The following is a 22,835-nucleotide window of genomic DNA, read 5'->3' as shown; positions in this document are numbered from 1 at the left end:
TCAGTGTCGACCAAGGTCGTGGCGTGGTGGGGTGTCGCAGGCGGGGTACCGGGTGGTTTTTGTGGTGCCCGGGCGGGCCTCTTCGCGAGCAGGCTCGCTCCCACAATTGGAATGCATTTCCTTGTGGGAGCGAGCGCGTCAGTCCAGACGCAGCGCAATATCGATCAGGCGATGGAGCTCTTCAATCTCCAGCGCCGTGGCCGAAAACAGAATCCGGAACACCACCGGCGCCACCACCAGATTGATCAAGCGACCGACACTCGGCGCCTTCTCATCGGGATAGCGATCGACAATGGTCTGCAACTGCGCACCAATGATCGCCACGCAATAGCCCGGCGTAGCGCTGGCCTGCACGTCGCGCATCATGTTGCGCCCGACCTCTGAACTCATCTCGTCAAGATACTGCTCGGCCCACGCACGGATATCGCCGCGCAGGCTGCCAGAGTTCGCCGGCTCGCTGTCCGGGCGCATGCGGGCGAGGGCGACGTCCGCCAGCAACGCCGCCAGATCACCCCAGCGTCGATAAATCGTCGACGGCGTTACCCCCGCGCGGGCGGCGATTTGCGGGACGGTCACGGTGGAACGTTCCTGCTCTTGCAGCAGCGCATTGACCGCCGAATGAATCGACTCCTGCACCCGGGCGCTGCGGCCACCGGGGCGTAAACCTTCTTTAATAGCCATGCGGCAGACCTTAACACAAAGAATTTGCTTTAAGCGCTGGGCGGTAGCACACTGCGCAAAAGCAAAAAATTAGCTTTTGCGGAGTATGCCCATGACCAGCCCCTTGAATAGTGTCGCTTCCCACCGGTCGAGCTTGTGGTTTCTGGCGATCACCTTACTCAGTTTTCTCGCCGCTTCCACCGCGCCGACGCCGTTGTATCACTTGTATCAGGATCAACTGCATTTCTCGGCAGCGATGTTGACGCTGATCTTCGCCGTTTACGCTTTCAGTCTGTTGGCAGCGTTGCTGACGGTGGGTTCGCTTTCCGACCATCTCGGACGCAAACCGGTGATCTTTACCGCCGTGTTGCTCAATGCGCTGGCCATGTTGCTGTTCATTTATGCCGACAGCGTGGCTTGGCTGATCAGCGCACGAGTGTTGCAGGGTTTTGCCACTGGCATGGCCACTGCCGTATTGAGCGCAACGCTGCTCGATACCGACCGGCAGCAGGGGCCGCTGATCAACAGTGTCGCGCCGTTACTCGGGATGGCTCTGGGCGGTTTGGGTTGTGGCTTGCTGGCAGAATTTGCGCCGGCGCCGTTGCAGCTGACTTACTGGTTACTGTTGGCACTGTTTGTGTTGCAAGGCGTGTATGTCTGGCGCCTGCCAGAGAGTGTCTCGCGGCAAGGTGGGGCGCTGGCGTCGTTGCGACCGACCCTGCACGTGCCGGTGCAAGCGCGTTCAACGTTGTGGCGCGTGCTGCCACTAAACACCGCGACCTGGGCGCTCGGAGGTTTTTATGCCTCGCTGGCACCGTCGTTGGTGCGCACGGCCACTGGCTCTACCTCCAATCTGATCGGCGGTGCGACGGTCGCGGCGCTCACCGTGACCGGTGCGTTGATGATTTTCATGATGCGCTATCGCCCGGCCGCTCAGGCGCTGCGGCTGGGCGCGAGCCTGCTGCCGGTCGGGCTGATTCTGATTTTGCTCGGCGTGCATGGCGCCAGTCTGCGGCTGTTTTTCTTCGGCACACTGGTCGCCGGTTGCGGCTTTGGTTCCGGTTTCCTCGGTACGGTGCGCAGCCTGGTACCGCTGGCTTTGCCGCATGAACGAGCCGGGTTGATGTCGGCGTACTACGTGCTCAGTTATCTGGCGTTCTGTTTGCCGGCGTTGCTGGCCGGGTATCTGGCGCGCAACTTTGGACTGCTGGCGACCACCGACGGATACGGCGTTGTGTTGATCGTGCTGGCCGTGACTGCGCTGCTGTTCAGTCTGCGTCCGCAGACGGGCAGAGTTTGCAGCGCTCCTTAGCGCGCGTAGACGCCTATCTGCAAAACAGATAACAGTTAGAGATATTACCCGTTATATCGATATTCGATTCGGATCTACCATGGACTCAACCTCACCAGAGGACAGGAGTTCATGATGATTTGCCCCAACAGCGTCGCCCCCGGCTACAAACCTTTCAGCCAGCTGCAGCATCCGCGTGAAGTGATCCGCCAGTTCACGCCGAACTGGTTCGCCGCAACCATGGGTACCGGTGTGCTGGCATTGGCTCTGGCGCAATCGCCGCTGGCCATTCCCGGATTGCGCGCCGTGGCCGAGGGGCTGTGGCTGTTCAACATTCTCTTGTTCAGCCTGTTTACTGCTGCTTACGCCGCGCGCTGGATTTTGTTCTTTGACGAGGCGCGGCGGATTTTCGGTCATTCCACCGTGTCGATGTTCTTCGGCACCATTCCCATGGGCCTGGCGACGATCATCAACGGCTTTCTGTTGTTCGGCCTGCCGCGCTGGGGCGACGGTGTTATTCAACTTGTTGAAGTGTTGTGGTGGATCGATGTGGCGATGTCGCTGGCCTGCGGTGTGCTGATTCCGTACATGATGTTTACCCGCCAGGAACACAGCATCGATCAGATGACCGCGGTCTGGTTGCTGCCGGTGGTGGCAGCGGAAGTGGCAGCGGCCAGCGGTGGCCTGCTCGCGCCGCATCTGCCCGACGCCCATGGACAACTCGTCGCACTGACCACCAGCTATGTGCTCTGGGCATTCTCGCTGCCAGTGGCGTTCAGCATTCTCACCATTTTGTTGCTGCGCATGGCCTTGCACAAACTGCCCCACGAAAACATGGCCGCGTCGAGCTGGCTGGCGCTGGGGCCGATCGGCACCGGTGCGCTGGGCATGTTGCTGTTGGGCGGTGAGGCACCAGCGATTTTTGCCGCGAATGGTCTGCCCGGCGTCGGTGAAATTGCTTCAGGCCTGGGTCTGGTCGCTGGGATCACGCTGTGGGGTTTTGGTCTGTGGTGGATGTTGATGGCGCTGCTGATCACCGTGCGTTATCTGCGTGACGGCATTCCGTTCAACCTCGGCTGGTGGGGCTTCACCTTTCCATTGGGCGTGTATTCGCTGGCGACGCTGAAACTGGCAAGTATCCTCAACCTGACATTTTTCAGTGTGTTCGGTACGGCGCTGGTGATTTTGTTGGCGGCAATGTGGCTGATCGTCGGCAAGCGCACCGTGCAGGGCGCGTGGCGAGGCGAGCTGTTTGTCTCGCCGTGTATTGCAGGTTTGAAGAAATAATCCGAAAAGTTTAGGTAAGGTGTGGCCTGGATCGTGGTGCGGGATTCCAATAACAAGCACCCAGGCCTCACTACCTAACATCAGGAAACACGGAAGATGAGTCACCCCTCACAGTTCAACCTGTTGCGCACCCGGCGCTTTTTGCCCTTCTTTATTACCCAGTCGCTCGGCGCGTTCAACGACAACGTGTTCAAGCAGTCGTTGATCCTCGCCATCCTCTATCGGTTGACCATCGAGGGCGATCGCTCGATCTGGGTCAACCTCTGCGCGCTGCTGTTTATCCTGCCGTTTTTCCTGTTCTCGGCGCTGGCCGGGCAGTTCGGGGAAAAATTCGCCAAGGACGCGCTGATCCGTCTGATCAAGCTCGCGGAAATCGCCATCATGGCCGTAGGATCAATCGGCTTCCTCTTCGATCATCTGTCGCTGATGCTGGTGGCACTGTTCGCCATGGGCACTCACTCGGCGTTGTTCGGCCCGGTGAAGTATTCGATCCTGCCACAGGCCTTGCGCGACGATGAACTGGTCGGCGGCAATGGTCTGGTGGAAATGGGCACGTTTCTGGCAATTCTCGCCGGCACCATCGGCGCCGGGATCATGATGTCGACCGAGCACTACGCGCCGGTAGTCTCCGCAGCGATCGTCGGCATTGCCGTGCTGGGTTATCTGGCCAGCCGCAGCATTCCGCGCGCGGCGGCCTCGTCGCCGGAAATGCGCCTGAACTGGAATATCTTCAGCCAGTCCTGGGCGACGCTGAAACTCGGTCTGGGCCAGACGCCTGCGGTGTCGCGCTCGATTGTCGGTAACTCGTGGTTCTGGTTTGTCGGGGCGATTTACCTGACGCAGATCCCGGCCTACGCCAAGGAATGGATGCACGGTGACGAAACCGTGGTCACGCTGATCCTGACCGTGTTCTCGGTGGGCATCGCGCTGGGTTCGATGCTCTGCGAGAAGCTCTCGGGGCGCAAAGTCGAGATCGGACTGGTGCCCTTTGGCTCGTTTGGCCTGACCGTGTTCGGCCTGTTGCTGTGGTGGCATTCCGGTGGGATCCCGGACAGCGTCACCGGCCATAGCTGGATTGCCGTGCTGGGCTTCGTGCACACCTGGGCGGTGTTGATCGACATCCTTGGCCTGGGCATTTTCGGTGGTTTCTATATTGTGCCGCTGTACGCGCTGATCCAGTCGCGCACGGCTGAAAACGAACGGGCGCGGGTGATTGCCGCCAACAACATTCTCAACGCGTTGTTCATGGTGGTGTCGGCGATTGTTTCGATCATTTTGCTGAGCATCGCCAAGCTGTCGATCCCGCAACTGTTCCTGGTGGTGTCGCTGCTGAACATCGGCGTCAATGCCTACATCTTCAAGATCGTTCCGGAATTCAGCATGCGCTTCATGATCTGGCTGCTCAGCCATTCCATGTACCGCGTCGAGCACCGCAACCTTGAAGCGATCCCGGACGAGGGCGCGGCGCTGTTGGTGTGCAACCACGTGTCGTTCGTTGACGCCTTGCTCATCGGCGGTGCCGTGCGTAGGCCGATTCGCTTTGTCATGTACTACAAGATCTACAACCTGCCGGTGCTGAACTTCATCTTTCGCACGGCGGGCGCGATTCCTATCGCCGGACGCCAGGAAGACATCCAGATCTACGAAAAAGCCTTCACGCGCATTGCCCAATATCTGAAGGACGGTGAGCTGGTGTGCATTTTCCCGGAAGGCAAATTGACCGCCGATGGCGAGATCAACGAGTTTCGTGGCGGCGTGACGCGGATTCTGGATGAGACGCCGGTGCCGGTGATTCCGCTGGCGTTGCAAGGATTGTGGGGGAGTTTCTTCAGTCGCGATCCGAACAAGGGTTTGTTCCATCGCTTGTGGTCGCGGGTGACGCTGGTGGCGGGGCCGGCGATTACCGAAGGGACGGAGCCGGCGAAGTTGCAGGTGTTGGTGGGGGAGTTGCGCGGATCTGTTAGATAGTCGGTGTATCAAAAGGCCCCTTCGCGAGCAGGCTCGCTCCCACAGTTGACCCTGTTCCAATGACGGAACGCGGTTGAACGTGGGAGCGAGCCTGCTCGCGAAGACGGTATCGGCTTAAGCGCTGACTTTAAGGCCAATCAAACCCGTGACGATCAACGCCACACTGACCAGCCGAATCAACGCCATCGATTCACCAAACAGAATGATCCCGGCGATCACCGTACCCACGGCACCGACACCGGTCCAGATCGCATACGCCGTACCCAGCGGCAATTCCTTCATCGCCAGACCGAGCAAACCAAGGCTGATGGCCATGGCGGCAACGGTCAGGGCGGTGGGGAGCGGGCGGGTGAAGCCGTCGGTGTATTTCAGGCCGACGGCCCAGCCGACTTCGAACAGGCCGGCGAAAAACAGAATGATCCAGGACATGCAGGACCTCCATCGATTGACGGGGTCGTCCCCAGATGAATGACTCGATCGAGCCGCAGGGTCGTCCCCGCGTTGCGCAATATAGTGACGAGCATTAACCCGGGGATCAAGTTTTCAGCCTCAATCGGCAGCCCGTTGCGCGAGGTTGTCGCGGTCTTCCTTATCGCTCATGCGCCGGAAGTACGTCGACAGCAGTGCTCCGGAAATATTGTGCCAAACGCTGAACAGCGCGCTCGGCACCGCCGCCAGTGGCGAGAAGTGCGCACTGGCCAATGCCGCGCCCAGTCCCGAATTCTGCATGCCGACTTCCAGTGCCAGCGACTTGCGCTGAGCCAGCGGCAGGCCGAACAGGCGCCCGGTGAAGTAGCCGAGCAGATAACCGAAGCTGTTGTGCAGCATGACCACGGCCATGATCAGCAGGCCGGACTCGGCGATTTTCGCCTGACTCGCCGCGACCACGGCGGTGACAATAATCACGATGCTGACCACCGACACCAGCGGCAACACATCCACCGCATGCCGCACCTTGTCGCCGAGCAGCCGCTGCGCGACCACGCCGAGAACGATCGGCAACAGCACCACTTGCAGGATCGACCAGAACAGCTCCATGAACGATACCGGCAGCCACGCCGAGGCCAGCAGCCAGATCAGCGCCGGGGTCAACAGTGGGGCGAGCAGGGTAGTGACCGCGGCAATCGCCACTGAAAGCGCCAGATCACCGCGCGCCAGCCAGGTCATCACGTTCGAAGAGGTGCCGCTCGGGCAGCAACCGACCAGAATCACCCCGACGGCGATTTCTGGCGGCAGGTGAAACACCTGGCAGAGCAACCACGCCACACCGGGCATGATCACGAAATGCGCAACCACGCCCAGCGCCACCCGCCATGGGTGGCGAGCGACGGCAGCGAAGTCGTCGAGTTTGAGGGTCAGACCCATGCCGAACATCACCAGACCCAGCAGCGGTACGATCGCGCTTTTCAGGCCGATGAACCACGCCGGTTGCAGAAAGGCCACGACGGCGAATATCAGAACCCAGTAAGCGAAGGTATTGCCGACAAAGCGGCTGAGTGCAGCCAGTGCGCGCATGGCTTGATCCTTATTTTTGGTTACACCACAAAACATTGTGGGAGCGAGCCTGCTCGCGAATGCGGTGAGCCAGACACATTAATGTTGACTGGCACACCGCATTCGCGAGCAGGCTCGCTCCCACAGGTTAGATACTCGTCAGAGTCAGATCCCCTGCGGCATCTCTTCCCCACCCAACGCTTCAACCAGTGCCGGCAGGAAGTCGCCGAAGGTCAGCATCATCAGGGTGAAGCTGGCATCCAGTTGGCCCAGGGCTTCGTCGCCACCGTCCTGTTCCGCCTGATCCTGCAACAGATCCTCGAATTTCAGACGTTTGACGGTCATCTTGTCGTCGAGCATGAACGACAGTTTGTCCTGCCAGGCCAGCGACAGCTGAGTGACGACTTTGCCGGTGCTCAGGTGCAGCTGGATTTCTTCGCTGGTCAGGTCTTGGCGTTTGCAACGGACGATGCCGCCGTCTTCGTGGGTGTCGCGCAGTTCGCACTCGTCCAGCACATAGAAATCGTCGGCGGCTTTCTGCGTGGTGACCCACTCGGTCATCACCGCAGTCGGTGCCATTTTCACGGTGAGCGGACGCACGGGCAGGGTGCCGATCACTTCGCGCAGGGTCGAAAGCAGGTCTTCGGCGCGTTTCGGGCTGGCCGAGTTGACCAGGATCAGGCCCTGTTTCGGCGCGATCGCGGCAAAGGTCGACGAACGACGAATGAACGCGCGCGGCAGAAACGCCTGGATAATTTCATCCTTGATCTGGTCGCGTTCCTTCTTATAGACCTTGCGCATCTGCTCGGCCTCGATCTCTTCGACCTTTTCCTTGACCGCGTCACGCACGACGCTGCCCGGCAGAATGCGTTCTTCCTTGCGCGCAGAGATCAGCAGGAAATCGCCGCTGACATGCACCAGCGGCGCATCTTCGCCCTTGCCGAATGGTGCGACGAAACCGTAAGTGGTCAGCTCCTGGCTTGCACACGGCCGCGCCAGTTTGGTCGCCAGTGCAGTTTCCAGCGCCTCGGCGTCGACAGGCAGGTCTTGGGTCAGGCGATAGATCAGCAGGTTCTTGAACCACATGGGGCGAGTCACTCCTTTATACAAAGGGGGGCATTATTGTCTTCGCCGGGGCATAGGCCAACCCTTCTCTAAGCCTTTGGAAGGCCTCGGAAAATTATTTAAAAAAGTGCTTGCCAGAGGTTGGGGTGCTCCGTAGAATGCGCGCCACACCGAAGCGAAGGGTGATTAGCTCAGCTGGGAGAGCGTCTGCCTTACAAGCAGAATGTCGGCGGTTCGATCCCGTCATCACCCACCATTCGTTTCAAGCGTTTCGCGCAGCGGTAGTTCAGTCGGTTAGAATACCGGCCTGTCACGCCGGGGGTCGCGGGTTCGAGTCCCGTCCGCTGCGCCATATTCGGTAACCTGGACCACTGAACGCCAGGTCACCACGGAAAAACCCGCTGAAGCGGGTTTTTTTCTGTCTCAAGGTTGTACCCGCGGGATGTATCGTTTCACCGGTTTTCAGATTTTTTTGAAAAATATTCAATTAAATCAACACTTTACGAAAACCTGTGGCATAATGCGCCCCGTAACGAAGCGAAGGGTGATTAGCTCAGCTGGGAGAGCGTCTGCCTTACAAGCAGAATGTCGGCGGTTCGATCCCGTCATCACCCACCATTCGTTTCAAGCGTTTCGCGCAGCGGTAGTTCAGTCGGTTAGAATACCGGCCTGTCACGCCGGGGGTCGCGGGTTCGAGTCCCGTCCGCTGCGCCATATTCGGTATCTGGAACTGAACGCCAGACACCACAAAAAGCCCGCCTTGTGCGGGCTTTTTGCTGTCTGCGATTTATAAAATCGCCGCGCTACTGCGCCGCATTGCGGGCATGCCGATAATCGCTCACCGCCTCGTACACTGCCTTGCGCAAGCGATTGATCCCGCCAATCGGCCGATGCGCCTCGATGCCGAACCACGGGTTGAACGACAGGTTGTCGCATTGCAGATTCAGCGCCGGCGTGTCGAAGTCCTGCGCGGGCAGGGTGATCCGCGCCACGGTTTCAAACGGTGCATCCTGCTCACGCCACTCAATGCTCGTGTCCTCGATCGGCATGTATTTGTTCGCGTCCTGGCGCTGGATCTGCAGGGCAAAACACGCCGGCACCCGATCCGTCGACAACTGTTGATTCAATGCACTGCGCAGAAAATTCGGCAGGGCGTGATTCTGTTTGGGCAGCGTATACGCCGGGCAACGCTCGGGATCCGGCACGACGCGGAATTTCGCATTGGCCTCACCGAACTTGTAGGGCGATACCGAGAAATATGTGGTCTCGGTCGGACTGTCCGGCGGCGCTGACAGCGTAGCCAGCGCGATGAATAGATGACGGACCTGCCAGGTGCGCGGATCCCATGTCGGAAAAAACGCCATGACCTTCTTGCCGTCAGCCTGCGCCGCCACATTCTGACGATACTCGGCGACATTGCTGACAAAGAAATTCGGATGGCTGAACATCACGAAATCCTGTTCATGCTGGTCCTGGCGATTGCCGAACAGTTGCTTGCCAGGAACCTCGAACAGCTTGATTGCCATCCCGCGCGCGTCGCGAATGCTGTCGAATTGCGGATAGGCATTGCCGTTGGACAACCGGATCAGCGCCTGCCAAGTCTTGCCCGGCTCGCTGAACACCCCCTGTCGCAGCGACTGCTCCAGTTTTGGTAACACCTGCACTTGCGCCTTCACGCAGCCATGCGCCTTGGCGTGAGCATCGCGCAGATAACGCGTGGGTTCGCGGTGCTGGTCGACGATGCGCACTGCGGTTTGAATGATGTCCTGGGTCATCGCCGCTTCGCCTGCTGGAATCTGTTCCTGCGCCGACACCGGCCCGCGATGCTGCCAGGCAAACCACGCGGTGGCGATGGCCCAGCCGAGCAGGGCGATGACCAGCAGGATCAGCAGCGTCTTGCCAAGCAAACGCCCCAACCACAGCCAGAAACGCGCGAGTGGCGGCAGTTCTTTTTTGAATGTCGGCATGATCATGGCAACTGCGCCTCCAGTGGACCGCCCAATACTTTCAGGTATTCGAGCAGCGCCCAGCGCTCCTCGGGTTGCAAGAGTCGGCCGATCACCCCGTTGCCGCGAGCGCCGGCGCGGAATTCGTGGCCGCTGTTGCGGTTGCCGCTGATGCGCGTGTCGAACAGAAAACCGTTGGTGAAAGGCTCGGTGCGATAGCCGAGGTGGCGCGGATCGTATTCGAGCGTGCCTTTATAGAAAGTAGTGGCGCGCTCATCCTGCGGTGACAGCAACTGATAGATGCTCGGCACCGAACCGTTGTGCAGAAACGGCGCAGTCGCCCACACGCCAGCCAGCGGTCGGGCCTTGTAAGCCACTTTCTCGCGCACGCCGATCGGCAGGCCGAAACCATCCATGCGCGGTTTTTCTTCCGGCGTGATCTGCGCGTCGCGATAGGCACGGTTTTCCACGAACGCGGTGACGTAAGCCAGGCCCTTGGCCACCGACAATTGGCTCAGATCAAGCGGCTCCTTGGGTTCGGGGTGCAGTTTGACGTCCATCTTTTTCAGCTCATTGACATCCCATTGCAGTGCGCTCAGGTCGAAACGGTGACTGGCAATGTTGTTGGCCGCATTCGGATCGGTGCCGATCACCTCCACGGGAATCATATGCAAGTGCTGCACCCAGCGTTCGCCTTCCTGCGATTGGCGCGGGACATGGCAGCCGGCGCAGTTTTCCGCGAACAGCGCGCGGCCTCTGGCGGCCAGCGGCTTGTCGATCGCACCGAACAGATCTTCCGGCCAGGTTGGCGGCTTCAGCTGCTGCAAGGTTTCTTCGATGGCGTGCAGATCGCGCACGCGCACGCTGGAGGGATAGCGCTCAGCGCCTTGCAGCGGCTGACCGTTGGCGTCGAAGAAATTCAGCGTGGCACCGACGCCGAGCGCTTCGCCGATATTGCGCGCCATCGGCTGCTGGGCCGAGCCATTCCACTGCACCCAGTCAAACGTCCACATGTCCCACAGCTGCGGGTAATCCACCGGGGCATCGGCCACGCGGTAGTTGGCAGGGGAAATCGCATCGCCAAACGTCGCGTTGGCAATTCGTCCAAACGCGTCGGTACGCCCCGGGCCTTCCTCGGTCGGATAGAGGCCGCGATGGGTGTCGTTCCAGGCCACTTTGACGAAGGTGTTCAGTGAGGTCTTGAACTCGCTGCGCAATTGTTCGCGGCGCGCTTCGTAATCATCTCCGAGCACCTGGCGGGCGAAGCGCTCAAACTTCCATGGGTTGTAGTAAGTCGAGGCGAGACTGGCGACCAAGGCCTGTCCGAAACTGCCGCCGCGCAAAGTAGGAACGCTGGAAGGCAACACGTGCTGTGCGGTGCCTCCATCGATGCGCACGGCCTGGTCTTTGAAGCGCAACTCGCCGGTGTGGCAAGCGGCGCAGGTGATGTCCAGATAATGCTCGGAGGCGTTGCCGGGATTCTGGTGCCGGGCAAAACCGACGGGGAGGTTGCCGGGGTTGTTCGCGCTAGCTTTCTGCTGCGGGTCGACCAGGAAGCCGAAACGGGCGAGATATTCAGGGGAGGCGAAGCGCTGCTCGGAGAAGGGCAATTCCAATGCCTGGAACCACTCGTAACGCAGGCCTTTGACTTGCGTACCTTGGGGCGTGAAGTAGTAGGTCTGCCGTTGCTCTTCGCTCCATTGATCCAGGTAACGTACCTGTTGCGGCGGGGTGTAGAAGGGCAATTTCGGATTGGCGACGTAATAGACGATCACCGCGAGGGCGATTACCGCCAGCATGATCAGCAGAGCGAGAATGCGGGATAAGAGGCGCAAGTTGAACATCCTTGTCGAATTGTTGCGCTGTTATGCCTGAGCGCCGCTGGCTGGGCAAGTGGCCATTACGCCAGATACTGAGTCAGGAGCCGACGAGCCTTGTCGTCCGTGAATGACAGAAGCTTCATCCAGCCGTTGCCCAAATGCGTTTTAATCCCTGAACTTATCGGAAGATTCCTGCTCTCATGCCGGTAGCCATTGGTCGTGGCGGCCTGATAAGCTCGCGGCTTTACTCGATTGCCCATTCGGCGCATGAACAAGGAAATAGCATGAAACAGCATCGGTTGGCGGCGGCGGTAGCCCTGGTTAGCCTGGTACTCGCGGGTTGTGACTCGCAGACCAGCGTAGAGCTGAAAACCCCGGCGCAAAAAGCTTCCTACGGCATCGGCCTGAACATGGGCAAAAGCCTTGCCCAGGAAGGCATGGATGATCTGGACTCCAAAGCGGTAGCCCAGGGCATCGAAGATGCCGTTGGCAAGAAAGAACAGAAGCTGAAAGATGAAGAACTGGTCGAAGCCTTCGCCTCGCTGCAAAAGCGTGCTGAAGAGCGTATGGCCAAGATGAGCGAAGAGTCGGCAGCCGCCGGCAAGAAATTCCTCGAAGAAAACGGCAAGAAAGCCGGTGTCACCACCACCGCCTCCGGCCTGCAGTACGAAGTAGTGAAGAAAGCCGATGGCCCACAGCCTAAGCCGACCGACGTCGTCACTGTTCACTACACCGGCAAGCTGACCAACGGCACCGTGTTCGACAGCTCCGTCGAGCGCGGCAGCCCGATCGATCTGCCAGTCAGTGGCGTGATCCCGGGTTGGGTTGAAGGTCTGCAACTGATGCACGTTGGCGAGAAGTACAAACTGTACATCCCTAGCGATCTGGCTTACGGCGCTCAGTCGCCAAGCCCGGCAATCCCGGCCAACTCGGTTCTGGTTTTCGACCTGGAACTGTTGGCCATCAAGGATCCGGCCAAAGAAGACGCCGCTGCCAAGTAACACGCAACGGCTCGAAAACAACGCCTCGCTTATGCGGGGCGTTGTTGCATCTGCAGGTCAGGGAAGGTAAACAGAGCGAACTGACGGCGATCAGCACAGTCATAGCTTTGAGGCTGCCCGCGCTAGACGCCCTGAGCTGCCAAGTCAATGAAATATTGGGCTTTTTTATGTGAGTAAAAAACGCCCGATCTGAGCGCAGCCCTTATGAAACGGGGCTCTCAGCGCTGAAATGCAGCTCTGTTCACAAGGTTATCCACAATTTGTGTGGATAACATTTCAACGGGAAGAATAGATGAAAGCTCCGTGGAATTTCGCTCGATTCCTGCCGTTGGCCGGTCGCCTGCTGGCCCGTGGACGCCTGCCGACCCTATTGTTTGCCGTGGCCAGCAAAGGCGCCGCGCAAGGCAATCGCTTGGGCAAACTCAAGGATGATCTGCGCTTGCTGCAGTCGTTATGCCTGGCCTACTGGCGTGGCGAGTATCGCGCGATCAGTGCCAAGTCGCTGATTTCGGTAGTGGCGGGTCTGATGTATTTCCTCAGCCCGGTCGATGCCATTCCGGATTTCATTCCCATGTTCGGCATGCTCGATGACATCGCTGTCCTCGCCTGGTTGATGAAAACCCTCGATGACGAACTCAACGCCTTCCGCCTGTGGCGCAAACGCCAGCAGCCCGAAAAGCTGGCCGTGGTTGAACGCCTCCCTGATACCCCTGAACAATTGCAGTTGCAAGGCCCGAAAAAGCCCTGACTGACCAAGACTGCCTACAGATAGATACCACTCGCGACCTTAGCCGCTGTTAGGATTACACTTCTAGGGAAAAGTGCCGACTCGCTAAGTGGTGTTGTCCTACGGGGTAGTCATGGATATTCAGATAATTGCACGCGATGGCGAACCCGAATACGCGGTTCTGCCGTGGGCTCAATATCAGGCTTTACTGAAAGCAGCAGGGATCAACGCAACACCGGCGCCGCAGCCAGCAGCGCCGCTCGCCACCTCGCCGGAGCCGATTCTTCCGGGTCTGGATCAATTACGCAGTTTGCGCGAAGGGAAGGGCATCGCCATCGAGGCGCTGGCCCGCACGGTAGGCATCAGCCCGTCTTACCTGGCCATGATCGAAAGTGGTGAGCGTCAGCCCGACGCCGCGATTCGCCGCAGCCTGGCCTGGGAACTGACGGTGCCAGGTTGGAGGGATGAATCGTGAGCGTACGCATCAGCCGTCAACATTGGGACGGATTGCTGGGGGAACTGGACCAGGCGCGTCGTCAGCGCCATCTTCTGACCTATCGAGCCTTGCTTGAGCGTTTGCAGCTGCCGACTCCGGCGATGCAGACGTTGACGGCTGCACTGGAGCATCTGGCCGCACTGGACGCCAAAGCCGAGCAGCCGTTGCGCAGTTCGCTGGTCATCAGTCAGGGCGCGAGTCGTTTGCCACGTACCGGGTTCTTTGAATGTGTCGAGCGTCTGGGGCGTTTTTCCGGGCCGTCGGATGGCGTCGCGGCGGCGTCCTGGCATGCGTCGGAAGTGGTGCGGGTCTTCGAATACGAATACCCGGAATCGGCGGAGGCCTGAGTGTTTCTGCGGCTCAAGGCGCGGGCCGGTTACTGGCTGGCCCGCCGGCTGTTTCATTGGTCGTGGTTCGTTCGCCAGCCGCGTGGCTGGCGCTGGCTTGAAGGCCAGTTCGCGCGCATGGCCAACCTCGGCGATGTCGATGCTCAAAGCTTTTATGGGCACATTCTGACTTTTCGCGGCGTCGGGTTGGGCGCGCGTGAAGAAGGCGTGCGTCTGCTGCGTCTGGCGGCGTTGGCCGGCGACGGTAAAGCCGCTTATCAAGTTGGCGTGATCAGCCTCGCCGGTACCCCGAGCAAGGCGCCGGATCACGTTGAGGCCGCTCGTTGGTGGAGCATGGCCGCCAAGGCCGGGCATCCGTTGGCCGAGCTGAAGCTGCAACAGCTGAAGGCTGGTGATTCAACGCAGTAATTCCATGTATGTCTTCTAAGTAAACGCGGCGTGAGGTTTTCCTCACGCCGCGTTTACGTTTCTGCCTGCACGTTTTTCGCTTGATGCTGGATTGCAGATTAGTCCTACATCCTTTGCCTACTCGCCTGACTTCTTTCCTCTTTGATCCCCCGCACAGTTCCCGCGACTAATTTCTTGCGCGAGGGACCGCTCATGCTTCAGCCCGTTTTTCAGTCCACCTTGTTTGCTCGCGTGTGTTGATGGAAGCCATCGCGCGCATCGAGCAGGAACTCGACAGCTTTCCGCAAACGCTCAGCCTCTACCGCAAACAGCTTGATCACTGGCTCAGTCGCAGGGCGGACCAGATCAGCGAGGCAGCAGACCTGCCATCGCTGGTGGGTATGGAGCGGATCATCCGCTTCGGCGATAGCAGTACGTCGGTCAGCAGCAGCGACGACGAATTTTCCTCCAGCGTCGTCCAGTGCCCGCACGGCGGGCTGATGCAAATCGAGAGCAAGTTCGAATCGGTCTACGACATCCCGCTGGGCAACATTTCCGTCGATGTGGTCGACGTGGATAGCGGCAAAACCGCGCCGGTCACCCTTGATCAGCAGGGCAAGGGCGAGTTCAGAGGCGACGAGGGCAAGTTCTACCGCGTTCTGGTCCACAGCGCTGTCACCTCCAGTCAAGTCGACGAGCTGTTCAAATCCTACGACGGTTTGACCGGCGAACTTGAGCGCTGGCTGCGTAGCGAGTGGCAAGGTTTCAAGCCGCAGTGGTCACAGTCGGTGGCGACCGCAGCCAGCAACGGCATGCTCGCCGGCAGTTGGGCGGCCATCGAAGGGGTATGGGACAGCCTCGGTCTGCTCTCGGAAATCCTCCAGGACCCCGGCAAGTTTGCCGAGCGTCTAGGCAGCGGCGCGGCTGATCTGATCGAGCTGGCACAGACCGCTCCGGATCTCATGGAAAAGCTGCAGTTGCTGGTCAGTGACGAAGCGGCGATGTGCTTGCTGCTACGGTCGGCGAGTCTGTGGCTGGACATGCTGCCGCCCAGCGAGGTTGCCGGCAAGTCTGCTGAAGTGGCGTCGATGATGATCGTGCAACTGATCATCGATGTCTTGATCAGCGTGGTGCTGACGTTTGTCGGAGCGGGGGCGGGGATCGCTTATCTGACGCTGCGTCTGGCTGACCGCGCAACGCAGCTGTTCAACGTCGCCAAGCGTCTGGTCAAGGCGCTGTTCAGCATCGTCAACGCCTTTATTGAATACGTCGACCGCTACAAAGCCGTTGCCGCGCGGGGCATCGCCGCCGGGGTGAAAAAGGGCCGGATGCAATTGCGCTGGGATGCCAAGCGCAACGCCATGTTGAAGAAAGACGAGCCCCACGACGACGTCCCCGACCAGGCAAAAAACCCCAACGGCGACGCCGCCGATTGCGTGCCCAAAACCTGTACCAATGGCTGCCCGGTGTCGATGGTCACCGGCGAAGAACTGCTGACCCTGACCGACGCCGTGCTCGACGGCGTGCTGCCGTTCGAATTCACCCGCTTGTACCGCAGCAGCGCGGTCGAGATCGACATCGGCCTGGGGTTCGGCTGGAGCCATACGCTGGCCCATCGCCTGTCCTTCGACGGCGATGGCGTGATCTGGATCGACCACGAAAACCGCCGCACCCGCTTTCCCCTGCCCAACGTCGCGCGCCCGGCGATTCACAACAGCCTGTCGCGGGCGGCGATCTTTCTTGGCGATGAGCCGGAAGAACTGATTCTGGCGTTGGCCGGTGACAGCGCGCGGTTCTATCACTTTCGCGCCGGCCGGCTGACCGCAATCAGCGATGTCTACGGTAATCGTCTGACCCTGCAACGCGATCGCTCCGACCGCATTCAGCGTCTGGACAACGGCGCCGGGCGCGCGCTGCTGTTGCGCTATGACCGCGCGCAACTGGTGGCGGTCGATTATCAGGTGTTCGTCCAAGGCGAGTGGACCACCGAGCAAAACCTCGCCACCTACAGCTTCGATGCCCGGCAACGCCTGCTGGTCGCGACCAACGCGGTCGGCGACAGCGAGCGCTACGACTACGACGACCACCACGTCATCCTCCAGCGCCAGTTGACCGGCGGCGCGAGCTTCTTCTGGGAGTGGCAGCGCGAGGGCAAAGCGGCGCGCTGCGTGCGCCACTGGGCGTCGTTCTCGCAGATGAACACCCGTTACGTCTGGAACGATGACGACGCCAGCGTGACCGTGCATTACGTCGACGGCACCGAAGAAGTCTACGTCCACGACGAGCGGGCGCGGCTGGTGCGCCAGGTTGCGGCCGATGGCGGCGAGCAGCTCAAGGCCTATGACCAGCAGGGGCGCTTGATCGCCGAGCAGGATGCGTTGGGCGCGGTTACCGAATACCGCTACGACGAACTTGGACGGCTGATCGCGCTGATTCCGCCGGACGATGCACCAACGTCCTACGAGTACCGCAACGGTTTTCTCTACAAGCGTTGCCGTGGTGAGGCGGTGTGGATCTACCGGCGCAACGCTGAAGGCGCCGTCACCGAAGCGGTCGATCCCGACGGCCAGGTCACCCATTACTACTACAACCTGCGCGGGCAATTGCTGTCGCTGCGTTATCCGGACAGCAGCCGCCACCGCTGGGTGTGGAACGAGCTCGGCCAGCTCATCGAAGAAACCCTGCCCGATGGCGGCGTGCGGCGCTTTTCCTACGATGCGCTGGGCCGGCGGATTACCACCCAGGACGAATTTGGTGTCGTCAGTCGTCAGCAGTGGGACGCGGCCGGCCGACTGATCCTGACGACTTCTCCTACGGGCAGCACGCGCGCCTACAGCTATGGCGCCTACGGGCAGATCACCGCTGAGCGCGATGAACTCGGGCGCATCACCCGCTATGAATATGACGATGATTTGCACCTGGTCTCGCGGCGGATCAATCCTGACGGCACCCGCGTGCAGTATCGCTATGACCATGCGCGGCTGTTGCTGACCGAGATTGAAAACGAATCGGGCGAAAAATACCGACTGGATTACACGCCGACCGGATTGATCCGACAGGAAACCGGGTTTGATGGGCGGCGTACGGCTTACGTCTACGACCTCAACGGGCACCTGCTGGAGAAGACCGAGTTTGGTGATTTCGGCCCCAGTCTGGTCACCCACTATGAGCGCGACAAGGCCGGGCGTTTGCTGGTCAAGACCCTGCCCGATGGGATCAAGGTACGTTATGACTATGATCGCCTTGGCCGGTTAGTTGCCGTTGACGACGGCCAGAACCATCCGCTGGCCTTCGAGTATGACCGTCAGGATCGGCTGATCACCGAGCATCAGGGCTGGGGCACTCTGCGCTACGCCTATGACGCCTGCGGCGAGCTCAAACGCCTGCGCCTACCGGACAACAGCAAGCTCGACTATCACTACGCCAAGGGCGGTGCGCTGTCGGCCATCGACCTCAACGGCACGCCGCTCACGCGCCACGTCTACCACTGCGGTCGCGAACAGCAACGCCAGCAAGGTCTGCTGCTCAGCGAATATTCCTACGACGATCAGGGCCGCTTGCTCGCCCACGCTGTAGGTCATCGCCACGCCTCGCTGTACCGCCGCGATTATGCCTACAGCGCCAACGGCAATCTTGAGCACATTGCTGACAGCCGCCACGGCCAGCGCACCTACGGCTACGACGCCCTCGACCGGTTGATCCGCGTACGTCACTCACGCGACGAACTGCCCGAATCCTTCGCCCACGACCCGGCCGGCAACCTGCTGATGCAGGACCGCCCCGGTCCCGCGCAGATCAAAGGCAACCGCCTGCTGATGCAGGGCGACCGCCATTACGACTACGACGCCTTCGGCAACCTGATCCGCGAACGCCGTGGCCACGGCCAGACCCTGGTCACCGAATACCGCTACGACTGCCAGCACCGCCTGATCGGCCTGACCCGCCCTGACGGCCAGACCGCCACTTATCACTACGACGCCTTCGGCCGGCGCATCCGCAAAACCGTCGACAGCGCCGTCACCGAATTCTTCTGGCAAGGCGAACACCTCGTCGCCGAAAGCAGCGCCACGCAATACCGCAGCTTCCTCTACGAACCCGGCACCTTCCGCCCACTCGCGATGCTGGATGGCAAAGGCCCGAAAAAAGCCTGCCCGTTCTACTACCAACTCGACCACCTCGGCACCCCGCAGGAACTCACCGACTACAGCGGCGAAATCGTCTGGTCCGCGCAATACGACGCCTACGGCAAAGTCGCCGCCGTCACCCTCGCTGGCGAGGACTACCTCGACCAACCGCTGCGTTTTCAGGGGCAGTACTTCGATGTTGAAAGTGGGCTGCATTACAACCGGCATCGGTATTACGACCCGAGATTGGGGCGGTATCTGACACCGGATCCGGTGAAGCTCGCGGGTGGATTGAATCAGTACCAGTACGTGCCGAATCCGACGGGGTGGGTGGATCCGTTGGGGTTGACGTCCAACTGCCCGCCGCCGAATAAGCCTGGGTGTGAGGTGCCGGGGGCGAGTGATGGGGTTAAAGTTGAGGAGGGCGAGCCTGCGTTACCGAAGATGACGGCGCAGGAGCGTAGGGCGAGGATTGATGAGTTGGCGGAGGAAAATGCTTATCGGCGTTTGGATGAAATGGAGAAGTCCACACGAGGCGCGCACTTTGTAGAGAAGCATGGCAAACAGACGACACTAGCCTCTCAGCAGGAGCGTTCATTAACGGGACGAAACCCAACCACGGGAGTCATTGAGGTTTATACCTACGGAAGGCGGGCTGGCCAGCCCAAAATACCGAGTGCAGCGACCCATTTTTTTAGCTATCGAGACCAACTTAACGCCATACATCGCGCTCAGCTCATTTTTAGGCGAAATGGGCAAATCGCGTCGACTGAACCAATGAATATGGGAAAAATCGTGGGGGAGGGGTACAGGAGAGGCGGAGTAGTTTATGGGCAGCAGACTCATGCAATAGTAATTCTTAATAGCGCGGGCAAACCAATAACGTCTTACACGGAATTTATGGAATGAAACGTAAACCCGAATATTTTGTTCTACGTGGTCTATTGTTTATATTTGATATAGAAAACACTCGCGACGATGAACGTGAAAAAACCATTGTCTCGAAAAACGTTAATAATAAAGAAGAGCTTACTGAGCTTTTTGAAGTTCTTATGAGGCCGGAGTTCATTTCCTATACGGAGCCTGAGCGTCAGTGGTGTATCGATACGTTGAAATATTATTTGGAGGTTGGTGATGATTTTGATGCGGTGTTCACAAAAATTACAACATACTTCGATGAGGATGTAGCGGATCAGCGTCAATTCATGCAGGCTTTGCTTGAATGCTTGGTGAAATACCAACTGGAAGTTTCAAAGGATTTAAAAGTTGATGACTGAGGTTATTGAAGGTAGATGGTCATTTAACGATTTTAAGCGGTGGACACGTGGGGAATCAAATGCTGAACTTTTTGGTGACCAGTACTACGAGGATCCCGATGCAGTGGATTTAAACATTTTAAGCGCGTGCGGAGATTTTGGCATTCTGGAATTGATCTCCAATCCAAGCTGCAGGGAACGTCGGTATTTTGCTGATCTATTGGTTCTGAGTCTCTGTAATATTTTTCGATCGGGGGGAGATTTGCCGTTTCGGTTTTCGAGGTTTCTTGGAATTGAAAGTCGTGAAACATATTTTTCGGCAGTAATTAGTGCGGCGAAGCGAAGGTATGAAAAGTGCGAAGTGATTAACTCTATGAGTAGTTCACCTGATCCTGCCATAAAATCGTTATACAATCAGATCATGGATTTTCGACATGACAAAACTAGTCTGGTGAGTGAGTTTTATCTTGACTGTAGAGCACGAGTCGATTTGACACTTTTTGAAGACCCTCAAGGACATACAGGAAAAAGCTGAAGCGATAATTTTTCGTCTGTGATTTTTCGCGAACAGGCTCGCTCTGATAGAGATTTTGGTTTGGTAAGAAGTAAACGACGGCCGATTAGCTGCTGTGCATGTAGACCGGGGACTCTACAACGTCCAACAAATACACACTAAACCCCACCACCCCCTTCGCATGATGCTTAGCCTGCGAAGCCATCTCCGCAAGCTGGCTGGCATCAAGCGCTGCACAAGCCTCAGGCCGCAGATGCACCACCCCAATCGATAACGACAACAAGGCAAATTCCTGCCGCACACCCTGTCGGTTTGGCGCTACAAAACAACCGGCTTCGAGATGCTCGGGGCGATAGAAGCGGCGGCATTGGTTCTGGAAATCGTCGAGCAGTAGGTTGAGGCGTTTGCGCCAGTCTTCGGGGCCGAGGACGAGGAGGAAGTCGTCGCCGCCGATGTGGCCGACGAAGTCGCGGGTGGGGTCGATGCGTTCGTTGAGGCATTGGGCCAGGCAGAGCAGGACTTCGTCGCCACGGCCGTAGCCGTAGATGTCGTTGAAGGGTTTGAAGCTGTCGATGTCGACGTAGCAGATGATCGACTCGCGGGCCTGTTGCAGCAGGCGCGTGAGGCATTGCTGGATCGGTACGTTGCCGGGTAGCAGGGTGAGGGGATTGGCGTAGCGCGCCTGCTGGATTTTCAGTTCGGTGATCAGTTTGAGCACGTCGATCACCCGGCCGAGGCCGAGGTAACTGCCGTTGAGGGTGATGATGAAGTCTTCTTCGATGCGCTGGCGGGCGCGGCTGGTGATCAGGCGGCTGACTTGCTGCAGCGACTGGCTGATTTCCACGGCGAGGAAATCATCGTTCATCAGGCGGCTGATCGGTTTGCGCGCGAACAGATCGGTGGCAAACGGTTTGAGCAGTGCGTCCGACAGCGAGTGGCGATGGACGATGCCGCAGGGCTGGCCTTGTTCGTCGAGCACAGCGAGTGAATTGAGATTGGCCTGGCGGCGGAAGGCTTCCAGTACCGTCGCGGTGGGCGTATCGCGTTGCACGGCGGGCTGGTCGTTGAGCAGGGCGCTGAGGTCGCTGCCTTCGTCATTCAGCGCGACGGCGCTGCTGTCGTGTTTGGGCATCATCGCGCGAGCGTCGCGGGATGGATGTTCCTGAGGGCGGCCGAGCAGGTAGCCCTGCACCAGGTCGACGCCCATTTCAGTCAGCACCGCGAGTTCTTCCGGCAACTCGATGCCCTCGGCAATCACCTGCGCGCGGGACGCTTTGGCGATTTGCAGAATCGAACCGACAAACTCTCTTTTCAATGCATCCTGATGAATACCGTCGATGAAGTGCCGGTCGATCTTCACGTAATCCGGACGCAATTCCGACCACAGGCGCAGGCTCGAATAGCCTGCGCCCAAGTCGTCCAGCGCAATGGAAAAACCCATCGCCCGATAGTGATGCAGAGCGGTTTGCAGCAACTGAAAGTCATCGATTGGCGTCTGCTCGGTGAGCTCGATGACCACTTGGCTCGGCGCAATGCCCAAGTCCTGCAGCAGTTGCAACGTTCGTCCGGGTTGGTGCGCGGCTTCGAGCAAGGATTCCGGCGAGACGTTGAGGAACAGCTTGCCCGGCAGTTGCTGCTCATTGAAGCGGCGACAGGCGCTTTGTCGGCAGGCGATCTCCAGTTCGCTCAATCGGCCAGCCTGTCGCGCCACGGCGAACAGTGCAATCGGCGAGTGAAGAGGGCTGTTGGACGGGCCACGGGTCAGGGCTTCGTAACCGAGAATGCGGCGTTCGGAAAGACAGATGATCGGCTGGAACAGGCTGTGTAAACCGCTTTGAGTCAGGATCGAGCTCAACGCGCTCAGCTGTTCGGTCGTGGTCATGGCAGTCTCTGGCGATAAAAAAAGGACCGGGAGCGCTTGCTCCCGGTCCTTTATTGCACGACAGAATGATGACTGTTTGATGACGATCCGGGGATCGTCAGCACTAAATTGCCATCACTTACTTCTTGGCCACCTGATTGCTCAGTTTCAGGTAATCCAGCAGCACGCGCCCGGTTTCGCTCAGGTAGGCATCGTCTTCCGGTTTGACCTTGTCCGGCTCGGCAGCGGCCAGTGCGTCTTCGTCTTCTTTCTTCAGCTCTTTGAGCGGTTCTTCGCCTTTGGCCTTGCGACGGATGTTCTCCATCGCCAGTTGCTTGGCGTCGATGTCGGCGTGCTGGGCGCGACGATCAGCTTCGTTGAGGCTGACGGTTTTTTCTTCCATCAGTTTCTGCGCCAGGGCCAGCTTGTCGCGGATGAACACGAACTCGGCATCCTTGTTGGTGCGCGCGTCATGTTCGGACTTCAGCTGGGCGAGGAACGGCTTGAACGGATCGGCCGCTGGTTTGATCGCCGCGCGGATGGTGTCCCACGGCATGGCTTCCGGCAGGGCGCTTTCGCCGATTTCCTTGG

At 59.2% G+C, this 22,835-nt stretch carries 19 protein-coding genes and 4 tRNA genes; 15 read left to right on the top strand and 8 right to left on the bottom strand.

Annotation, left to right across the window (positions count from 1 at the left end):
- Positions 1 to 138: 138 nt before the first annotated feature.
- On the bottom strand, positions 139 to 681 hold the full coding sequence (locus tag D8U61_RS19490; RefSeq protein ID WP_130927490.1) for a TetR/AcrR family transcriptional regulator: 543 nt from the start codon (positions 679 to 681) through the stop codon (positions 139 to 141).
- Positions 682 to 784: 103 nt separating this feature from the next.
- Here D8U61_RS19490 and D8U61_RS19485 point away from each other — a divergent pair, with 103 nt between their 5' ends.
- The 3 genes from D8U61_RS19485 (at position 785) to D8U61_RS19475 (ending at position 5,206) form a co-directional block, all read left to right on the top strand.
- Positions 785 to 1,972 (top strand): MFS transporter, encoded by a 1,188-nt coding sequence (locus tag D8U61_RS19485; RefSeq protein ID WP_130927514.1) that lies wholly within the window; start codon positions 785 to 787, stop codon positions 1,970 to 1,972.
- A 114-nt stretch (positions 1,973 to 2,086) separates the two neighbouring features.
- A complete protein-coding gene (locus D8U61_RS19480; protein WP_130927489.1) occupies positions 2,087 to 3,238 on the top strand; it encodes a TDT family transporter in 1,152 nt (383 codons plus the stop codon).
- 96 nt (positions 3,239 to 3,334) lie between these two features.
- On the top strand, positions 3,335 to 5,206 hold the full coding sequence (locus D8U61_RS19475; protein WP_130927488.1) for an MFS transporter: 1,872 nt from the start codon (positions 3,335 to 3,337) through the stop codon (positions 5,204 to 5,206).
- A 114-nt stretch (positions 5,207 to 5,320) separates the two neighbouring features.
- Here the strand turns inward: D8U61_RS19475 and sugE are convergent, their stop codons facing one another.
- The 3 genes from sugE to rdgC form a co-directional block, all read right to left on the bottom strand.
- The gene (gene sugE, locus D8U61_RS19470) at positions 5,321 to 5,635 is read right to left on the bottom strand and encodes a quaternary ammonium compound efflux SMR transporter SugE (RefSeq protein ID WP_130927487.1); all 315 of its coding nucleotides are present in this window, start codon (positions 5,633 to 5,635) and stop codon (positions 5,321 to 5,323) included.
- A gap of 120 nt (positions 5,636 to 5,755) precedes the next feature.
- Positions 5,756 to 6,721 (bottom strand): bile acid:sodium symporter family protein, encoded by a 966-nt coding sequence (locus tag D8U61_RS19465; protein WP_130927486.1) that lies wholly within the window; start codon positions 6,719 to 6,721, stop codon positions 5,756 to 5,758.
- 144 nt (positions 6,722 to 6,865) lie between these two features.
- The gene (gene rdgC, locus D8U61_RS19460) at positions 6,866 to 7,786 is read right to left on the bottom strand and encodes a recombination-associated protein RdgC (protein WP_024012190.1); all 921 of its coding nucleotides are present in this window, start codon (positions 7,784 to 7,786) and stop codon (positions 6,866 to 6,868) included.
- 159 nt (positions 7,787 to 7,945) lie between these two features.
- On the opposite strand from rdgC, the gene D8U61_RS19455 reads away from it, so the two are divergent.
- The 4 genes from D8U61_RS19455 (at position 7,946) to D8U61_RS19440 (ending at position 8,479) form a co-directional block, all read left to right on the top strand.
- A tRNA-Val gene (locus D8U61_RS19455) sits at positions 7,946 to 8,021 on the top strand.
- A 19-nt stretch (positions 8,022 to 8,040) separates the two neighbouring features.
- A tRNA-Asp gene (locus tag D8U61_RS19450) sits at positions 8,041 to 8,117 on the top strand.
- Positions 8,118 to 8,307: 190 nt separating this feature from the next.
- A tRNA-Val gene (locus D8U61_RS19445) sits at positions 8,308 to 8,383 on the top strand.
- A gap of 19 nt (positions 8,384 to 8,402) precedes the next feature.
- Positions 8,403 to 8,479 (top strand) — tRNA-Asp (locus tag D8U61_RS19440).
- An 89-nt stretch (positions 8,480 to 8,568) separates the two neighbouring features.
- Here the strand turns inward: D8U61_RS19440 and D8U61_RS19435 are convergent.
- Complete coding sequence (locus D8U61_RS19435; RefSeq protein WP_130927485.1) at positions 8,569 to 9,738, bottom strand: catalase family protein; 1,170 nt, start codon at positions 9,736 to 9,738, stop codon at positions 8,569 to 8,571.
- Positions 9,735 to 11,546 carry a di-heme-cytochrome C peroxidase gene (locus tag D8U61_RS19430; protein ID WP_130927484.1) on the bottom strand — a complete coding sequence of 604 codons (1,812 nt, stop codon included), beginning with the start codon at positions 11,544 to 11,546 and terminating at the stop codon, positions 9,735 to 9,737. Before D8U61_RS19430 ends, D8U61_RS19435 begins: the two co-directional genes overlap by 4 nt.
- A gap of 269 nt (positions 11,547 to 11,815) precedes the next feature.
- On the opposite strand from D8U61_RS19430, the gene D8U61_RS19425 reads away from it, so the two are divergent.
- The 8 genes from D8U61_RS19425 to D8U61_RS19390 all read left to right on the top strand — a co-directional run bounded on the left by D8U61_RS19425 (position 11,816) and on the right by D8U61_RS19390 (position 20,404).
- Positions 11,816 to 12,532, top strand: coding sequence for an FKBP-type peptidyl-prolyl cis-trans isomerase (locus tag D8U61_RS19425; protein ID WP_016773732.1), 717 nt, complete (start codon positions 11,816 to 11,818; stop codon positions 12,530 to 12,532).
- A 292-nt stretch (positions 12,533 to 12,824) separates the two neighbouring features.
- Positions 12,825 to 13,280, top strand: coding sequence for a YkvA family protein (locus tag D8U61_RS19420; RefSeq protein WP_016773733.1), 456 nt, complete (start codon positions 12,825 to 12,827; stop codon positions 13,278 to 13,280).
- A 112-nt stretch (positions 13,281 to 13,392) separates the two neighbouring features.
- Positions 13,393 to 13,734 carry a helix-turn-helix transcriptional regulator gene (locus D8U61_RS19415; RefSeq protein ID WP_016773735.1) on the top strand — a complete coding sequence of 114 codons (342 nt, stop codon included), beginning with the start codon at positions 13,393 to 13,395 and terminating at the stop codon, positions 13,732 to 13,734.
- On the top strand, positions 13,731 to 14,102 hold the full coding sequence (locus D8U61_RS19410) for a hypothetical protein (RefSeq protein ID WP_003223109.1): 372 nt from the start codon (positions 13,731 to 13,733) through the stop codon (positions 14,100 to 14,102). Before D8U61_RS19415 ends, D8U61_RS19410 begins: the two co-directional genes overlap by 4 nt.
- On the top strand, positions 14,103 to 14,510 hold the full coding sequence (locus D8U61_RS19405; protein ID WP_125926977.1) for a sel1 repeat family protein: 408 nt from the start codon (positions 14,103 to 14,105) through the stop codon (positions 14,508 to 14,510).
- 239 nt (positions 14,511 to 14,749) lie between these two features.
- A complete protein-coding gene (locus tag D8U61_RS19400; RefSeq protein ID WP_130927483.1) occupies positions 14,750 to 19,522 on the top strand; it encodes an RHS repeat-associated core domain-containing protein in 4,773 nt (1,590 codons plus the stop codon).
- A complete protein-coding gene (locus tag D8U61_RS19395) occupies positions 19,519 to 19,890 on the top strand; it encodes a hypothetical protein (RefSeq protein ID WP_130927482.1) in 372 nt (123 codons plus the stop codon). The genes D8U61_RS19400 and D8U61_RS19395 overlap by 4 nt, the downstream gene beginning before the upstream one ends.
- Entirely contained in the window at positions 19,883 to 20,404 is a 522-nt protein-coding gene (locus D8U61_RS19390; RefSeq protein ID WP_130927481.1) for a hypothetical protein, read from the top strand. The genes D8U61_RS19395 and D8U61_RS19390 overlap by 8 nt, the downstream gene beginning before the upstream one ends.
- Positions 20,405 to 20,489: 85 nt before the next feature.
- Here D8U61_RS19390 and D8U61_RS19385 read toward each other — a convergent pair whose 3' ends face one another.
- Both D8U61_RS19385 and D8U61_RS19380 read right to left on the bottom strand, forming a co-directional pair.
- Complete coding sequence (locus D8U61_RS19385) at positions 20,490 to 22,265, bottom strand: bifunctional diguanylate cyclase/phosphodiesterase (protein WP_130927480.1); 1,776 nt, start codon at positions 22,263 to 22,265, stop codon at positions 20,490 to 20,492.
- Positions 22,266 to 22,383: 118 nt separating this feature from the next.
- Positions 22,384 to 22,835, bottom strand: a 452-nt coding sequence (locus D8U61_RS19380; protein WP_177433351.1) for a carboxy terminal-processing peptidase, incomplete at its 5' end; no start/stop codon positions are given.

Source organism: Pseudomonas sp. Sample_14 (genome assembly GCF_004307515.1).
In the GTDB taxonomy this organism is placed as follows: Bacteria; Pseudomonadota; Gammaproteobacteria; order Pseudomonadales; family Pseudomonadaceae; genus Aquipseudomonas; species Aquipseudomonas atacamensis.
Note: the sequence above shows the minus strand (reverse complement) of the source record. Positions and strands in the feature narration are given on the sequence as shown.

Bases quoted from the DNA above. Each gene is read 5' to 3' on its own strand.
- D8U61_RS19390 (WP_130927481.1), top strand. From the start codon at position 19,883: ATGACTGAGGTTATTGAAGGTAGATGGTCATTTAACGATTTTAAGCGG.
- D8U61_RS19490 (WP_130927490.1), bottom strand. From the start codon at position 681: ATGGCTATTAAAGAAGGTTTACGCCCCGGTGGCCGCAGCGCCCGGGTG.
- D8U61_RS19385 (WP_130927480.1), bottom strand. From the start codon at position 22,265: ATGACCACGACCGAACAGCTGAGCGCGTTGAGCTCGATCCTGACTCAA.
- rdgC (WP_024012190.1), bottom strand. From the start codon at position 7,786: ATGTGGTTCAAGAACCTGCTGATCTATCGCCTGACCCAAGACCTGCCT.
- D8U61_RS19465 (WP_130927486.1), bottom strand. From the start codon at position 6,721: ATGCGCGCACTGGCTGCACTCAGCCGCTTTGTCGGCAATACCTTCGCT.
- D8U61_RS19425 (WP_016773732.1), top strand. From the start codon at position 11,816: ATGAAACAGCATCGGTTGGCGGCGGCGGTAGCCCTGGTTAGCCTGGTA.
- D8U61_RS19415 (WP_016773735.1), top strand. From the start codon at position 13,393: ATGGATATTCAGATAATTGCACGCGATGGCGAACCCGAATACGCGGTT.
- D8U61_RS19475 (WP_130927488.1), top strand. From the start codon at position 3,335: ATGAGTCACCCCTCACAGTTCAACCTGTTGCGCACCCGGCGCTTTTTG.
- sugE (WP_130927487.1), bottom strand. From the start codon at position 5,635: ATGTCCTGGATCATTCTGTTTTTCGCCGGCCTGTTCGAAGTCGGCTGG.
- D8U61_RS19480 (WP_130927489.1), top strand. From the start codon at position 2,087: ATGATTTGCCCCAACAGCGTCGCCCCCGGCTACAAACCTTTCAGCCAG.
- D8U61_RS19395 (WP_130927482.1), top strand. From the start codon at position 19,519: ATGAAACGTAAACCCGAATATTTTGTTCTACGTGGTCTATTGTTTATA.
- D8U61_RS19420 (WP_016773733.1), top strand. From the start codon at position 12,825: ATGAAAGCTCCGTGGAATTTCGCTCGATTCCTGCCGTTGGCCGGTCGC.
- D8U61_RS19400 (WP_130927483.1), top strand. From the start codon at position 14,750: ATGGAAGCCATCGCGCGCATCGAGCAGGAACTCGACAGCTTTCCGCAA.
- D8U61_RS19435 (WP_130927485.1), bottom strand. From the start codon at position 9,738: ATGATCATGCCGACATTCAAAAAAGAACTGCCGCCACTCGCGCGTTTC.